The organism is Agrobacterium sp. BT-220-3 (assembly GCF_025910175.1).
GTDB classification, from domain to species: Bacteria; Pseudomonadota; Alphaproteobacteria; order Rhizobiales; family Rhizobiaceae; genus Agrobacterium; species Agrobacterium oryzihabitans.
In genome coordinates, this window is sequence record NZ_JAPAIX010000019.1 from 1 (window position 1) to 15,740 (window position 15,740).

Below are 15,740 nucleotides of genomic sequence, written 5' to 3' on the forward strand. Positions count from 1 at the left end.
CATGCCTCGAAATGACGCCCTTTGAAATCGTCCTTCGATTGGCGCTTCAGCTTCTCGGTAATGGCATTCAGAATCATCGGTCCACTCCACAACATTTGGAGCGGATTTCTCTTCAGATGGTCAACATCCAGTTAACTAGGAGAATTTGCGACAAGCCCAGTTCAACTCTCCGATGAGCAAGGCTAACGCCCTACATGTGAAAGCCTGTTTTTGGTGCAAGATTTCTCGCGGTTGATCTGCTGCCTAAATGCGCAGCAGATCAACCAATGCTCATATCTGTTTACCGCCGCGTCCGGATGATAAGGGGTCCGCGCTGTCCGGCATGAACGCCGGAGGCGAAAACAAGGACCCACAGCACTGCGCCGAGCAAAAGGTAAGGCCACAGAGCCTTCACCTTCATCTTGCTGAAGATGAAAAGATTGCCCCACACGAGTGCCGCACCGGCGAGCGGCATGAGGTTCATATCAGCGGTATAGAACACAGCAATAACGATGACCGCCCCGAGATCGTCGATGATCGCCAACGCCGCCAGGAATATCTTTAGCGAGGCTGGGACACGCGAGCCGAACAGGGAAAGAACACGCAATGCGAACGCGATATCGGTCGCTGTTGGGATCGCCCATCCTTGCAAGGCTTCCAGGTTGTTCCTGTTCAGGATATCTCGCCGCCAATGCTCCTCAATTGATGCCGTTCGCCCGCTGAAGCTCGCGCACATAGGCCACGATCGTAGCGACGTCGGCCCTCGTCAGACCCGGCTGAGGAGGCATGTTTCCGAATTTCCAGTGATGCGCGCGCACGCCGTTGGCGACGGCCATTTCAAAGGCGTAGTCTCCGTGGTGAGAAGGTTCGTATATCCGATGGATGAGCGGCGGGCCGGCATCGGTTCCGGCCGCGTTCTTGCCGTGGCACGCTGCACAGACGGCGTTGAAAGCTCGTTCTCCCATCTTTGCGGTGTCGGACAATGACGAAGGCACGACAACCGACAATGCCGTCCCCTGGCCCGATACTCCTCTTCTGGCTTCGTCTTCCGATCCGGTTCGATTCCAAAGCGCAAAGCCCGCAACCGCTGCCGCGGCGACGAGCAGAGCGAAGACGTTTCTCTTGTTCATTTGTGAATCCTTATGTCTTTAGGCCGCCGAACACCCTCTCTGCCGCCATCAACTGCCGAACCCGTCGGCATGAATGTGGTGGTGGGGCGGCGCGCGATGGCGATGTGGGGCCACGAAATTGTTTTCGTGGCCTCCGGCGTGTCAGCCGTTCGAGATGCGGCGTTGGTAGTCTGCCTCTCGCTGCGGCCAGGTACTCTTGATGTAGTCGAGGACAGCCTCGATCTCGGCGGAGGTCAGAGCCTCCCGAAAGCTGGGCATGTCACTCTCGTAGCCACCGCCAACCACCGCGGCGGTCCCATCGGTGATGATTGCGAGGAGCTGCCTGTCCGAATGATGCCAGGTGTGACCGGTCTCGTCATGCGGCGGCGCCGGAAGGCGGCCGCTCGTGCCCGGGCTGCGCCAGTCGGGCTGGCCTTCGAGTTTCGTGCCGTGACAGCTCGCACAGTTCGCTAGATAGACTGCCCGGCCAAGGGCGATGCGATCGCTCGCCTCCTGACCGGACCGTCCCTTTCCGACCAAGATCGCACCGGCCGCCGCCAGGAGAGTTGCGGCGACCGCGATCCAGAGCGGTTTCATGCAGCGATCCTGAACTCGGTCATCATCCCGGTGGCCAGATGCGGCATATGATGGCAATGCAACATCCAGCTCGCGGCCTCGCCGGCATCAAGGGCAACAGTGACCATCGACATCGGCGGTATGTACACGGTATCGCGGCGCGCACCTTCGAAGCGTCGCCTGTTGATGCCAACAACCTGGAATGCATGCCCATGCAGATGCATCGGGTGCCCCATCATCGACATATTGTGGAACATCAGTTCCACCCGATCGCCGCTCGTTGCGGCAACCGGCCGATGCTTGCCCCATGTTGCTCCGTCGATGGTCCAGACATAGGGCTGCATCGAGCCGCCGAGCATGATCATGTGGCTTCGATCCACCGGACGGGCGGCAAGCGTGTCGACAGCGACCAGCCGTGACTCCTGAGACAAGTCCGTGTCGAAGGCCGGGGCGTCATTCGCTGAAAGGGAATCGATCCTGTCGATCGTGGCGCCCGCGGGGGCGAGAATAATGCCGGTCCTTTCACGTTCGCCCTCCCTGAGCGCCAGAATCGGCCATGCGCGGGTCTCATTTGGAAGGTCGATCTCCAGGTCGAGACGCTGCCCCATGGCCAGCCCGAACCGCGAACCCGCGACCGGCTGGACCTCATGCCCGTCGACGGCGACGAGCCGGGCTTGTGCTTCGCCCGTGTCGATCCAGAAAACGGTGGCTGCGGCTGCGTTGATGACACGGAGGCGAACCCGGCCGCCGCGTTCGACCTGAACGACATCGGGATCGGACAGGGTTCGGTCATTGGCGAGATAGGCATCCCAGTCGTAGTCGTTGAGATCCATCGCCATGTTACCCATATCCATGGCCATCGAGCCCATTCCCCCGGCCTCGCCCTGGTTCATTCCAGGCATGCCGCCATGGTTCATGCCTTGCATCGCGCGTGACATGCCGGCAGCGCCATGTCCATCAGCGCTTGCGCTGGTGATCTCTTCCAGCACTTCTTCCGGTGTCTTGAACGCGAAGTCGTGCAGGAACAGGACGACTTCCTGCCGATCGGCGGATAGGTCTTCTGCCCTCCGGACGATCAGCGGCGCGGCGAGCAATCGCATTTCCTGGATCGGCACATGGCTGTGCATCCAGTGCGTTCCGGGCTGGGGCGCGAAATCGAAGCTGCGCGTTTCACTGGGCTGAAGAAGCGGCTGCGGCATATCCGGGACGCCGTCCTGAGCGTTCGGGGGAATCTGGCCGTGCCAATGAATGATCGTGGACTCGGCGAGATCGTTGGTCAGATCCACCCGAAATCGCTCGCCCGGATCGAGGAGCAGCCCCTGCCCGTTGGGACCAGCAAGTCCGAAAACGGTGGCCGGTCGATTGTCTATATCGAGCGTGCGGCTGGTGGCGGCCAGGCGGATCGCAGCCGCGTCCTGGCCGTAGGCCCTGATGGGGAAATGGGATGCAGCAAGCATGGCTGCGCTGGCGGCGAGGAAGCCGCGTCGTGAAAAGGTCGTCATATTCGTCACCTCGGGACGATCTGTCCCGCCTGAAAGGTCCAAATGGATCGCAGCGGGATCAGCCCCGCCGCAGGCTCAGAGGAGGCGCGATATAGGAGGGCGATCATTCCGGCCGGGAGCTGCCGCAACGAAGACGGCATCCGGCGGGAAGGGATATTTTTGCCGCGAGCTGATTTGCTTTGCCGAAGTACGCACAACCGGAAGCCAGGCCGATATTCCGGCGCAGGCGAAGGTGCACAATCCGGCATCTGCTTTGCAGGATTTCCCTTCGCTGCAAGCGGCCATCGAAGAAGAGGCTTGCTCCATGTGCTGCGTCAGCGCGGCGCGTTCCAACATCCCGGACATGCGGGTCTCGTGTGCTTGAACGGCAAAAGAAGCAGCGGCAAGCGAGATGGTTGTAACAATGATAAGCAACGCGCGAAGCATGGGCAAAGAATAGAGCCTCGCCGACCCTTTGTCCATTGATGAAGCCTGCATGCCGGCCGTCCTGCTCATAGGTTTGAGGCTTAGGTCGTGCGGGGCGGCGAAGCGCCGCCCCGACGTTGCATCACTGCGCCTGATAGGTGACGCCGTTCGGTCCCTTGCCGACAGCATATGTCTTGACCACGGACTGGCTGCCGACGTCGATCTGGGAAACGGTCCCGGCCACGATGTTGGTGACGAAGACAAAGGCTCCGTCGGCAACGACCGTCACGCCGTGAGCGCCCTTGTCCGTCTGGATGGTCTTCACGACATTCCCGCCTACGACATCGATAACCGAGACCGTCTCATCCGGCTCCGTTTCGGTTCCCTGGTTCGCGACGTAAACCAGCCGGCCATCAGGCGTGGCGTAAACCTGGATGGGCGAACGGCCGACATTGATGCGTGCGATCACCTCGCGCGACTGCGTGTCGATAACGGCGACCTTGTTTTCATCGCGCAGCGAGACATAGACCCGCTTTCCGTCAGGTGTGAAGCCGACCTGGACGGGCGCAACGCCCACCTTGATCCTGGCAACTTCCGAAAGCGCCGTTGTGTCGATAACCGAAACAGTACCGTCCTGGACATTCGCGACATAGATGGCGCTTCCATCCGGGCTCATCCGCAGGCCGTGGGGGTAGTCGCCGGTGCCGACCGTGGCGACGACCTCGCCCTTGGCAAGATCAACGACCGACAAGCTGTCGTCTTCGGAATTCGAGACGTAGGCGCGATTGCCTTGCGCGTCTGCGATCACATGCGCAGGATGCCCACCCACGGGGATCGACGCCTTCACGCCGGAGGAAATATCGGCCGCGTCGAGGACGATCAATTGGCCTGCGACAGCGGCATCACCATGTCCGTCGCCGCCATGGCCAGCCCCATTGGACGCATGAGCGTCTTCAGCTTTGCCGGCGACCGGCAGGCCCACCGCCAGCACCAAATCTTTTCCCGATACGAACTGCACGTTGTGGGGCGTGATCGGGACCGGAACGATGTCGATCTTTTCCGTGGTAAGGTCGATGCGGCTAACGGTGTTGCCAAATTCATCGGCCGTATAGACGAAGCCGGTTGCAGCAGGCTCCGCTCGGACGGTGGCGGCGAACGGAATAGCAAGCACCAGGGCCGATGCCGTCGCGAAGGCCAGCATGGCCGCACGTCTGCGAATCGCGGTTGCTGTCAGGACTGCCGCGGTGATGGAAATCGAACGGGTCGAGTGGGTCTTTAACATGGTATTCAGCTCCTCGGCTCGCAGCCTTGCGGGCTGCTCGAGCACATCTTGAGGTGAGTTTGAAAAGTGGCCCGGCGTGCGGATACCGAAGACTTCCTCGCGTGCCGCTGCCTACCGATTTCGGCAAGGTCCGTGCATGGCCCTTTCTGGCTCGCCGGCAGCCGACGATTGGAGGCTATGTCACGTCGGCGTCACGCAGAACGGCTCGTCTCCTCGGCCGTATCGTTGGGCGGCCTGGGACGCGCACGGTCGGAAGACTAAGGCATTGTGCCAGTCCTCGGGTCGGCTGGAGCACACGGACAGAACAGGCCGAAGGTGCTCAGATGACCAAGATGGATCGCGGAGGTCGCTTCTGACGACGCAACTCCGCGGATGAGGGCACGGGCGATGCAGCCGGCGAGACTGTCTCGGCGTTCAACGTGCGCCAGCTCCAGGCCGTGTTCAGCGGAGCGCAGAGGAAGCACCCGAGGCTCGACAGGCAGTGACCGCTGTCGCACGGGTGCTCGGCGCCGCGTTGGGTATCGTTGTCGCAGGGCATGCGCACGAGGAGGTCGGCACAATCCCCAGCTTGAGTCATGAGCGCCGGGATGCCCTCCCTTGAAGCAGCACGCGCTTGATGCCCGCCATCTGTGAGAAACGCCGTAAGCCCGAACGCGATGGCGAAGAAAAGGATAAACCCGCGCCGCAAGGCGGTCGCCCAATTATGCGACCTTCTGAACGCCTTGACCATTGTCACGCCGGCGGCCACCACGGCTCATCCTTCGGTTTGCTTGAATGTAGAAACTGGGGGCAAATCTAGCGCAGATCCAGAATGATCACTTTGCGCTGCATCAAACACGTAGGGATCAATGCTTGCGAGGCCGCTCACCGAAACGACCTGCGCGCCAATCTCCGCAAATGAGTGTGCTGCTCGCGCGGAGAAGCGCGCTCGACTAGATAGAATTTACCCGTGGGCTGACTGTCCGGCGCGCTATTTCGTGTTCCTGATCATTCGCCGCAGCACGTCGTCGCGACGCCAGAAGTGATGCCACAGAGCAGCGAGGGCGTGAGTGGTCGCAACGACCAGAAGCATCCAGCTCAGCAGGCTGTGCAGGGAAGCGATGCGGAACGTCACGTACATAGCGATCGTGCCTGTGATCGGCAGTGCGAGCAATAGGCCGTAGAGCACCGCATGAGTGACCCCTGCGATCATGCGCTCAAGCACCGACATGCCCTGGATCGGAGGTGGTCGGCCATATGTGAAGCGCAGAATAAGTTGACTGAGCGCCAGCGCCATAATCAGCCATCCGCTCCAGGCGTGAACCTGATGCAGGAAAAGGTCGAAGGGTTTAGGTTTCAAGAAAAGGTGCGCCATGTGCGTGCGTTGGATCGCCCAGGCCGTGGGGACCTGGATGATACACAGGATAAGGACCATCCAGTGCATCAAGCGCTGGTAGATCGAGAATGCGCCGGCCGAACGGTGCCGGCGTATCCAAATGGACAGCCGCCACGTCAACTTTCGACCTCGAAAAGGTCGCCTGCATGCGCGGCATAGTCCAGTGCGTAGCCAAGTTCACCAGCCGTCTCGGCGTGAACGTGCAAAAGCGGCTGGCCGCTGGCGATCTCGTCGCCGAGGCGGACGGCCATTTGGACGCCTGCCGCCTTCGACTCCGGCGCTCCGGCGAGCTTGGCGAGTCGGGCGATTTTGCGATTGTTGATATGGACGACGCGGCCGGCGCGCGACGCGATCAACGGATGAACCTGTGCGGCCTTCGGTGGCTCACGAAGTCCGCCTTGCGCCTCGCAGATCGCCATGAACTTCGACCAGGCACGACCGTCGACCAAGGTCGCCAACGCAAGCGCTTCACCTTTCCCCTTTGCGGCCTTTCCACCGATCTCAAGCGCGGCGCCCGCCAACAGGATCGCGCGGCGTCGCAGATCGTCCGGCGCATCCGGCGCGTTTTGAAGAACCGCCAGGACGTCGAAGGGTGGCGTCGCCTTAACCGCCTGTTTTAGCCGACTTGATATTCGGATTGTCATGACCGAATTCCCTGCCGCCCACTTCAGACGCCACCGCTTTCCTGCCGAGATCATCACCCATGCGGTCTGGCTGTATTTCCGATTTCCGCTCAGTTTACGCGACGTCGAAGATCTGTTGGCCGAGCGCGGCATCAACGTCTCATTCCAGACCGTCTCGGAATGGGCGGCGAAATTTGGCTTGAAGTTCGCCAATCAGCTCCGACGCCGCTCACGAGGCCAGTTTGCCGACAAGTGGCAGCTCGATGAGATGGTGGTGACGATCAAGGGAAAGAAATACTGGCTGTGGCGCGCCGTCGATGCCAACGGCTACGTTCTCGACGCCCTCTTGCAAAGCCGAAGGAACAAGGCAGCAGCCTTGCGTCTGATGCGCAAACTGCTCAAGGGTCAAGGTATCGCCCCGCGGATGATGCTGACCGACAAGCTGCGTTCCTATTCGGCTGCGAAGGCGGATTTGATGCCGAAGGTCGAACATCGCTCGCACAAGGGATTGAACAACCAGGCTGAAAATTCCCATCTTGCTGTGCGACGACGAGAGCGGCGCATGATGCGCTTCAAGTCCGCGCGGCAATGTCAGCGTTTCGTCTCCACTCACGGCCAGATCGCCAATCTCTTCCTTCTTCACCGCAAAGACTTGACCGCCGCAGACCATCGCCAGCTTCGCACTCACGCCATCTCGACCTAGCGGGAAATCGCTTTGTCGATTGATGCGTGAAGTTCAGGTCGAAGAGACTACCGCATCCCAAACTCGGTTAAGGCGACGCCACCATCAGCGGGCGTGGTAACCGGTGGTGCGATCGGAGCGGCGCTTTCGGTTGCGCGCGGCAGGCGACGGTGAGAGTCTATATATCTAGTACCGCCGACTTAGGGCCGAAGCTCTTGGTCTTAGAACGTTAGCCTGCGTTTCATGCCAAATATCCACTGCTCTTTGAAGAGGAACCACGTGTCTTCATTTACGAAACTTTTGCTGGCCCGCGTGGCGAACGAACATAGCAATGGGAAGACGCCTCTTGAGACGCTCCTGGTATTAACGGAAATGATTGAAAATCAAGCTCGCGCAGACGAGCGACGCGGCGGCTCTGACGCCGTTTCTAATTTTTCCGGTGGCGTAACGGGGCGCGGTTGGCATCCGCCTCGGCTTTGGCTGCCATGAAAGCATCGAGCTCGTCGCGATCGGGGCCGAAGCGGGGTGGTAATCGGCCGTTTCGTCGAGCGGCAGTGAGTAGCGATCGGCAAACTCGTCGACGGAATAGATCGACGGGCCGCCCCGTCCAGCAGCGTGTCGAGCTGGTCACCGATCGCCGTCAGCTTCATCTGGCCCAGCGTCGCGATCAGTACGTCGTGATCGACGGTCGTCATCACCAGCTTCCACCGACAACCGCTTCGTATTCCGCAAGCGGGCGCAACCGGGCGGGAGGAGGAAGCTAGATGGCGGCGGCGGTCCGCACCAGTCCTTCGGAGCCGGCCACACCGACAAAATGCGCCCGGTCCACGATCCGTTTTTCAAGCGTGTCACCCTAAGATGCGAGAAAACAAGGCGGAACTTCACAGTAATCGTCGCGCTCGCGGCAGCATTCCTTTTGGCCAAATCCGTCCAGACTGCCTAAGTTGCAACAAGGCGGGAGTATCGGTCCGGTAAGACGACGGCGTAGTTTTCCGGACCGATTTCTGTGAAGAATGTACGCGCCAGTTCTATGAAATTGCGCAGGAAGGTTGGCTTTGCGCCTCCGTATCGATCTGCGATCATCAGGCGTGGCATCGGCAAAATTTCGACCAGCGGCCGACGTACGAGAAGGTCGCTATCGGGGCTCCCAAGCCCGATGGGGCGCATGTTGAGGATCGACATACCGAAGCCAGAGGCGACGGCGGCGCGCACCGTATCGTAGCCGCGCGTGCGGAACGAAATCTGCGGCTTCTGTCCCGCAAGATCGAAGAGCGTGACAAGATATCCAGAGGTCTGCGGCAGGTCGAGCAGCACCAGCGGCCGCGTCACCAGTTCAGCCAGGCTTAGGCACTCCTTTTGCGCTAGGGGATCGTCGGCATGAAGCAAAGCGTGCGCCGGTACGTGGGCAAGGGTAACAGCATCCGGAGGGAGGCCCGGGCCAATATCATATGCTACGATCGCATCGACCGTGTTCGATTCAAGCCAGGTCAGGAGTTGCGGCTGTTCGCCCTCGAAGAGCTGGATTTCAGCCCCGCTTCCGGCAACGAACCTGTGCAGCAGTTCGGGCAAGAATAGGGCGCCGAAGGGCTCGAAGCAGCCGATCTTCAGGACAGGCGGCATTCCCGAAGCGAACTTGTCCATTGCACGTTCGAATTCCGCCTCGGCCGCCAGGAGGCGGCGCGCCGATGCTATGAACCGCTCGCCGCTTGAGCTGAGCGTTACCCCCTTGGATGGCCGGCGTTCGAAGAGCCTGAAACCCATTTGGCTTTCCGCCTGTCCCATCGCTGCGAGGATGGACGACTGGGCGATCCGACAGACGCGCGCGGCAGCCGAGATCGATCCTGTCTCGGCAACGAGCACGAGATAGCGAAGCTGGCGAAGGGTCAGGTTCATTCATCTATTCCATGTAAGAAACAGCATCATATTTTGCATTTTATAGAATGCCCTATTTCGGCCAAGCTGTCTTCACTGGTTTTCATGGGAGACATCGTTGAACAGCCACCCATCCATTCCGCCAATCTCCGATGCCCCGGAACTTTGCCGCATCGATGTCGCAGCCCTTTCCGCTGCCTTCGGATCTGGTGCGCTTTCGCCGGTCGAGGTGGCCGAAGCGACCCTCGCGCGTGCCGAGGAGGCTCAGTCCCGCTTCAACGCCTTCACGTTCATCGATCGCGACGGCGCCCTGCAGGCCGCGCGCGCTGCCGAGGCGCGCTGGCGGGCTGGCGCCGAGCGCTCGGCAATCGACGGCGTGCCGACCACGCTCAAGGATATCGTGCATGTCAAAGGATGGACGGTGCGCTATGGCAGCCGGTCCACGGACGCCGCACCGATGCTCCGCGATGCGCCGTCGGTTGCCGGGCTAAGGGCAGGCGGTGCCGTCTTTATCGGCCAGACCACGACGCCGGAATTCGGTTGGAAGGCCGTGACCGACAGCCCGGAATTCGGGATCACGCGCAATCCTTGGAATCCCGAGCTGACGCCCGGTGGATCATCCGGTGGCGCCGCCGTTGCCTCTGCCACGGGTGCGGGCGTTCTTCACCTCGGCACGGATGGTGGCGGTTCGATCCGGGTGCCTGCGGCCTTCACCGGAACCTTCGGCCTGAAGCCGACCTTCGGACGGGTGCCGGCGGATCCGCCAAGCGTCTTCGGGACGGTCGCCCATATTGGTCCGATGACCCGTAGCCCTGCGGATGCGCGGGCGATGCTGGCGGCGATGGGAGGCCGCAGCCTTCGGGACTGGAGCCAGCCGTGGGGCGAAATGCCTTCGCTTGATGCTCAGCGCTTCGATTGGAAGGGGCGAAAGGTCGGCCTCTGGATGACACCGCCGACGGGGGCGGTCGACCCAGCGATCGAACGGCTGATCCTCAATGCTGCCCGGCAGATCGAGACGGCCGGCGCCATCATCGAGCCTGTTTTTCTGCCTGGCAAAGACCTCCGTGAAATGTTCCACGCACACTGGATGGCGGGAGCTGCAAGCCGCCTTGCACAAATTCCAACCGAGATGCACAAGGATCTGGATCCGGGCTTCGTCGAAGCCGCGGCGGAGGGAGGTCGTCTCGGTTTGGGGGACTATATTGCCGCCCAGCAGGCCCGTGCCCGCTATGGCGCCGCGATGGATCAATTGCTTGCCGATTACGAACTCCTGCTCTCCCCGGCGACCGCGTGCTTACCCTTCGCGGCCGGTCGAGAGTTCCCGGAAGGCTCAGGCCCGGAGCGTTGGACGAAGTGGGCTGGTTTCAGCTATCCGATCAACCTGTCGCAGCAGCCGGCCTGTACTCTATTCTGTGGGACGGCGGAGGGTTTGCCGGTCGGCCTGCAGATCGTCGGTCCGCGCGGCATGGACGGTTTCGTGCTCGATGCAGCAGAAGCGACAGGTGGCCTCCTCGCAGGAACGTGACGTAGGATATCGTCTCCTCCTCCCTTAATGCGTTGACGCTGATGAACATCCCCATGCTCATCGTCCTGGCGCTCACCATTATCTATATTTAGAAATAGCCCTCTAAATGGGGCCCAAGCTCTCCCATCTAGGTAAGGTGAGAGCAAGGTCCTCATTTATGAGTGGCAGCAAACATAGGAATTAGGTGCTCGCATGCGCCGAGCGTCGCCATCACTGGAGCACGGCGGAAAAGTCGCGAGATCTACGAAGACGACCCGATGCTGAGCCTCGGCGCGAGCTATCAATCAACGGTATCCCGATCGCAACTTTCCCAGGAGGCTTTACGCAGTTTCGAAGGGCCACAATCATGCGACAGCTCCGCAAACAAACAACAACTCGCTCGCGACCACGTCAACTTACGAACCTGTCGGCGGGGCGGAAAGCAATTCTTGTTGCCTCGCCACACCGATGAGCCATTTGTGGAACCTCTGTCCGAAGGGTTTTTCAAGGGCCGTTCTGTCCCAGGCCAGATAGTAGCTTTCAGACAGTTTCATTCGAACATCGAAGGGTATCACTAGGGCACCAGAGGCGATCTCGTCCTGTGCCATAGAAAATTGGGCAAGCACAAATCCCCTGCCATTCACCGCTGCATCAATAGCGCTGCTTGAGAGCGTAAACGAAAGGCCCGAGAATTCAGGATGGCCATCGGCCTGAATGAGGGCGGCCCAATCCCTCCATTGCGGCGAAGCCTTGTAGTCAGCCTCCCATTCCACATCAAGGCGTGGAAACTTAAGAATATCCTTCGGTGATTGCAGAATATCCCCTGCGATTAGTGAGGGTGAACAGGCAGGCACGACCCAGTCGGTGAACAGGTGCGCGACATGTTCATGGGCATGGGAGCGCCGGCCGTAAGTAATGCGGAAATCGACCTGTTCAACGCCCATATGCGGCTCTCGCTCCTCTCCCAGGATGCGCACGCTCGATTCCGGATAGAGAGCTTGCCAGTCAAAAATCTTGCGCCCTACCCATCTGTTGGCCACCGACGACAGGGCGCTTAGAACGAGCCCGGTCTCGTTCCTGGCACGCGTCAACACGCTTGCCGCACGGGAAAGCTGTTGAAAGCCCAAGGCGACCTCCCGGTAGTACAATCGTCCCCATAACGACAATTCGACGCGCCTTCCGCGCCGCTCCAGCAGCGTTAATCCAAGACACTGCTCGAGGTTGCGGACTAACTGGCTAACAGCCCCGGGGGACACACCGAGATCTTCCGCAGCGGCACTGACCGAGCCGCATCGCCCGACTGCTTCGAAGGCTTGGAGGCCACGCAAGGACGGTTTCAACATCGTAACTCTCCTGAGGCAAATCACTCCAATTCAGTTTTTCTAAAAAAGAATGCAGCTACTAGCAACTTGTTGAGACACATAAAATGACAAACACTCACTTGGCAAAAAGCAAGGAGAGCGAGATGTTTCTCAAGAATGCCTGGTACGTCGCGGCCTGGGATCACGAGGTAAGCCGCGAGCTGAAGCCCGTCACCATCCTCGGCGAAAAGATCGTTCTTTACCGCCTGCAGAATGGTCAGGCCGCCGCGCTGGAGGATGCCTGTCCCCATCGCAAGCTGCCGCTCTCCATGGGCCGTATCAAGGGCGACGACGTGGAATGCGGCTATCACGGCCTGACCTTCGACTGTTCGGGCACCTGCACGCGCGTCCCGGGTGCAGAGCGTATTCCCCATGTCGCCAAGGTGCGTTCCTACCCCGTCCATGAGCGCTACGGCCTGCTCTGGATCTGGATGGGCGAGGCGGACAAGGCCGACCCGAAGGACATTTTCGAGGTGGAATATTTCGATGACCCGGCCTGGGGCATCAATCGCGGCGAGTCGATGACGCTCAACTGCAACTACCTCTACATGACCGACAACCTGCTCGATCCGTCCCACGTTGCCTGGGTCCATCAGTCGTCCTTCGCAAGCTCGGCCTGCGAGGAAACGCCGCTGGAGACAACCGTGAAGGACGATGGAGTGACCGTTTGGCGCTGGATGATCGACTCCGAACCGGCGCCCTTTTATGCCCCCTTCCTGCAGTTCGAGGGCAATACGGACCGCAAGCAGCACTACGAGGTCCGCTATCCGAGCAACGCCATCATCAAGGCGATCTTCGCCCCGGCTCACACGGGCGGCGAAGGCCGCGCGCTGCCGGAAAACACCTTCCTCATGGACAGCTACAACTTCATGACGCCGGTCGATGAAAACCGCACCAAATATTACTGGTTCCAGATGCGCAATTTCGCGCCGAATGATCCCAAGGTCTCGGAGAGCTTCGCCAAATCCGTGCGGGGCGCCTTCGAAGAGGACCGTGTCGTGCTGGAAGCAGTCCATCACGGTATCGCGAACATGCAGACGCCGAACCTCGATCTGAAGATCGATGTCGGTCCGATGCGCTTCCGCCGCAAGCTGGCCCAGATGATTGCCGCCGAGGCGCAAGCCGTGCCTGCCAGCGCAGCGGCTGAGTAAGGATCGCCCGAATGCTGGACGCCGCGGCCTCGCGCTTCCGCCCCTTCGAGGTGATCTCGAAGGTGCGCGAAAGCACCACAATCACATCTTTCCGACTTGCCCCTCTCGATCGGCAGCACTGGCGGCCGTTCGAGGCCGGACAGTTTCTCACGATACGGGTTCCCGACCGCAAGGGGGGCTATGTCCTGCGCAACTATACGGTCTCCTCGTCGCCGCGCGAGGAAGGCACGTACCGGATCACCGTGAAGCGTGAGGCCGCACCGTCGCAGGACGTGCCGGCGGGTGTGAGTTCGTGCTGGCTGCATGACCAAATCGAGCCCGGCGCCGTCGTCGAGATCGACCTGCCGCGCGGCGCCTTCAAGCTGGACACGGCGAGCAGCCGGCCCGTCGTGCTGCTCTCCGGCGGCGTCGGGCTGACGCCGACGGTCTCGATGCTCGATGTGCTGGCACGGGAAAGCAACCGTCCCGTCTGGTTCATCCACGCCTGCGACAACGGGGCCGTCCATGCCCTGCGCGACGAGGTCGAACAGCTTGCCGCCCTCAGGCCCGGCATCACCGTGCATTTCTGCTACCGTTTTGCGGAAAGCGCCGACCTCGACGCGATGCGGTGCCATTCCGAAGGCTTCCTCACGCGCGATACATTCCAAGAGCTTCTGCCGCTCGACGATTACGACATCTACATGTGCGGCCCGCCCCCGTTCATGCAGGCGCTCTATGGCATCCTCACCGGCCTCGGTGTCCGCAAGGAACGTATCGCCTATGAATTCTTCGGCCCGGCAAGCCTTCTCACGGAAGCCGCGCAGACAGCACCGCAACCCGTGAAACCGTCGGCGGCCGACCAAACCCCCGCAGGCGACGGACCGCATATCGTCCTCCAGAAATCCGGGCGCAGGCTCGCCTGGGACGGCACGAGTGAATCCATCCTCGCCTTCCTGGAGGCACAGGGCATCGAGCCGGAATTCTCCTGCCGGGCGGGGGTCTGCGGAACCTGCGAACAGGGCCTCGTCTCCGGAGAGGTCGACTATTTCGAGGAGCCGCTCGACGTGATGCCGAAGGATCGGGTGCTGCTGTGCTGTACCCGACCGAAATCCTCGCTCGTGCTCGATCTGTAGCGACGGTGACCAAGAGGCTGCTGCCTGAACCGGGGGTGCCTCGCCACCCGAAGGAGAACCCGTGACGAAAATGCTCCGAGACGAAATTCCGCTGAACCCGCATGTCGCCGGGTTGCCGCCCTACAATGCCGGCATGAATATCGCCGCCGCGCAGAAGCACAGTGGCCGGCAGGACATCGCCGCTCTTGCCAGCAACGAGAACCCGGACGGCTGTTCGCCCAAGGTCGCCGCCGCCCTCGCCGGCCTCAATCCGGCGCGGTATTGCGACCCGGCCTGCACGGCGCTGCGCACGGCCCTCAGCCACAAGCTCGACGTTCCCGCGGACCGCATCGTCGTCGGCAACGGCTCGGAGGAGATGATCGCCGCGGTGTGCCGCGCTATTCTTCGTCCCGAGGCCTTCGTCGCGACGCTCTGTCCCGGCTTCGGCCTGCACGAGATCGAGGCGCTCGCCAACGGCGCGCGGGTCGAGAAGGTCGCCATGCGGGCGGACCTGGATTTCGACATCCCCGCGATTGTGGCCATGCTTGCGCAAAAACCGGCGATCTTCTTTCTCTCGTCGCCGTCCAATCCCGTCGGGCCGGCGCTCGACCGTGACGGCCTTACGCGCATTCTCTCGGCGGTTCCGTCTCAAACGCTGCTCGTGCTGGACGAGGCCTATTTTGAATTCACCGACGACGATACACCCGATGGACTTGCCACCCTTACAAGGACCGATCTCTCCTGGGTGGTGCTGCGGACCTTTTCCAAGGCCTACGGGCTTGCCGGCCTGCGTGTCGGCTATGCCGTGACGTCGGACCTGCGCCTGGCGCGCGCCATGACCGCGGCCAAGACGCCGTTCAACGTCAATGCCGCCGCGCAGATCGCCGCCCTTGCCGCGCTCGAGGACGAAGCGTGGATGCGCGCATCGGTCGTCGCACTGAAGCGGGAACGGCAGCGGGTCTTCCAGCGCGTCGCGACCCTCGGCTTTCGCGTCGCCGGATCGCAGACGAACTTCCTCTTCATCGATGTCGGCTGGGACAGCCGGGCGGCGCTGGATCACTTCCTGTCGAAGGGGATCATCATCAAGCCGTGGAAGGAAGCCGGCTACGAAACCTTCATCCGCGTGACGATCGGCAGCCGCTCCGAAAACGACCGTTTCATCGAGGCGCTGAGCGCTCTCGCCACGGAGTGACGCGCTGCAGCGCCGCCCCGATCAGACAAGACAGAA

14 protein-coding genes and 3 pseudogenes are annotated in these 15,740 nt (G+C 61.2%); 5 read left to right on the plus strand and 12 right to left on the minus strand.

Going from position 1 to position 15,740, the window contains the following annotated elements:
* From OK142_RS23975 to OK142_RS24015, 9 genes and pseudogenes are all read right to left on the minus strand, one after another.
* Window positions 1-77, minus strand: a pseudogene (locus OK142_RS23975) (IS6 family transposase); the annotation flags it as partial.
* Window positions 78-298: 221 nt separating this feature from the next.
* A pseudogene (locus OK142_RS23980) lies at window positions 299-655 on the minus strand (Na+/H+ antiporter NhaA); the annotation flags it as partial.
* 22 nt (window positions 656-677) lie between these two features.
* The gene (locus tag OK142_RS23985; protein ID WP_037094849.1) at window positions 678-1,109 is read right to left on the minus strand and encodes a c-type cytochrome; all 432 of its coding nucleotides are present in this window, start codon (window positions 1,107-1,109) and stop codon (window positions 678-680) included.
* Between the two features lie 141 nt (window positions 1,110-1,250).
* Complete coding sequence (locus OK142_RS23990; protein ID WP_037094846.1) at window positions 1,251-1,685, minus strand: c-type cytochrome; 435 nt, start codon at window positions 1,683-1,685, stop codon at window positions 1,251-1,253.
* Window positions 1,682-3,166 (minus strand): multicopper oxidase family protein, encoded by a 1,485-nt coding sequence (locus OK142_RS23995; protein WP_037094843.1) that lies wholly within the window; start codon window positions 3,164-3,166, stop codon window positions 1,682-1,684. The genes OK142_RS23990 and OK142_RS23995 overlap by 4 nt, the downstream gene beginning before the upstream one ends.
* A gap of 75 nt (window positions 3,167-3,241) precedes the next feature.
* The gene (locus tag OK142_RS24000; protein ID WP_094542215.1) at window positions 3,242-3,643 is read right to left on the minus strand and encodes a hypothetical protein; all 402 of its coding nucleotides are present in this window, start codon (window positions 3,641-3,643) and stop codon (window positions 3,242-3,244) included.
* Window positions 3,644-3,713: 70 nt separating this feature from the next.
* Window positions 3,714-4,853 (minus strand): YncE family protein, encoded by a 1,140-nt coding sequence (locus OK142_RS24005; RefSeq protein ID WP_225246839.1) that lies wholly within the window; start codon window positions 4,851-4,853, stop codon window positions 3,714-3,716.
* A 970-nt stretch (window positions 4,854-5,823) separates the two neighbouring features.
* Entirely contained in the window at window positions 5,824-6,348 is a 525-nt protein-coding gene (locus OK142_RS24010) for a cytochrome b (RefSeq protein ID WP_052114352.1), read from the minus strand.
* Window positions 6,345-6,872, minus strand: a complete 528-nt coding sequence (locus OK142_RS24015; protein WP_313015874.1) for a hypothetical protein — start codon at window positions 6,870-6,872, stop codon at window positions 6,345-6,347. Before OK142_RS24015 ends, OK142_RS24010 begins: the two co-directional genes overlap by 4 nt.
* Here OK142_RS24015 and OK142_RS24020 point away from each other — a divergent pair.
* Complete coding sequence (locus OK142_RS24020; protein ID WP_279878594.1) at window positions 6,871-7,554, plus strand: IS6 family transposase; 684 nt, start codon at window positions 6,871-6,873, stop codon at window positions 7,552-7,554. The genes OK142_RS24015 and OK142_RS24020 overlap by 2 nt on opposite strands.
* Window positions 7,555-8,227: 673 nt before the next feature.
* Here the strand turns inward: OK142_RS24020 and OK142_RS24025 are convergent.
* Both OK142_RS24025 and OK142_RS24030 read right to left on the minus strand, forming a co-directional pair.
* A pseudogene (locus OK142_RS24025) lies at window positions 8,228-8,383 on the minus strand (IS21 family transposase); the annotation flags it as partial.
* Between the two features lie 89 nt (window positions 8,384-8,472).
* The gene (locus OK142_RS24030) at window positions 8,473-9,426 is read right to left on the minus strand and encodes a LysR family transcriptional regulator (RefSeq protein ID WP_037094363.1); all 954 of its coding nucleotides are present in this window, start codon (window positions 9,424-9,426) and stop codon (window positions 8,473-8,475) included.
* A 97-nt stretch (window positions 9,427-9,523) separates the two neighbouring features.
* Here OK142_RS24030 and OK142_RS24035 point away from each other — a divergent pair, with 97 nt between their 5' ends.
* A complete protein-coding gene (locus OK142_RS24035) occupies window positions 9,524-10,930 on the plus strand; it encodes an amidase (protein ID WP_081950757.1) in 1,407 nt (468 codons plus the stop codon).
* A 395-nt stretch (window positions 10,931-11,325) separates the two neighbouring features.
* Here the strand turns inward: OK142_RS24035 and OK142_RS24040 are convergent, their stop codons facing one another.
* Entirely contained in the window at window positions 11,326-12,252 is a 927-nt protein-coding gene (locus OK142_RS24040) for a LysR family transcriptional regulator (RefSeq protein WP_107341697.1), read from the minus strand.
* A gap of 122 nt (window positions 12,253-12,374) precedes the next feature.
* Between OK142_RS24040 and OK142_RS24045 the strand changes: the two genes are divergently transcribed.
* From OK142_RS24045 to hisC, 3 genes are all read left to right on the plus strand, one after another.
* Window positions 12,375-13,421 (plus strand): aromatic ring-hydroxylating dioxygenase subunit alpha, encoded by a 1,047-nt coding sequence (locus OK142_RS24045; protein ID WP_037094367.1) that lies wholly within the window; start codon window positions 12,375-12,377, stop codon window positions 13,419-13,421.
* 11 nt (window positions 13,422-13,432) lie between these two features.
* Window positions 13,433-14,533, plus strand: a complete 1,101-nt coding sequence (locus OK142_RS24050; protein WP_037094369.1) for a 2Fe-2S iron-sulfur cluster-binding protein — start codon at window positions 13,433-13,435, stop codon at window positions 14,531-14,533.
* 70 nt (window positions 14,534-14,603) lie between these two features.
* Window positions 14,604-15,704: a histidinol-phosphate transaminase gene (hisC, locus tag OK142_RS24055; protein WP_052114339.1), complete on the plus strand. Its 1,101-nt coding sequence runs from the start codon at window positions 14,604-14,606 to the stop codon at window positions 15,702-15,704.
* The last annotated feature ends 36 nt before the right edge of the window (window positions 15,705-15,740 follow it).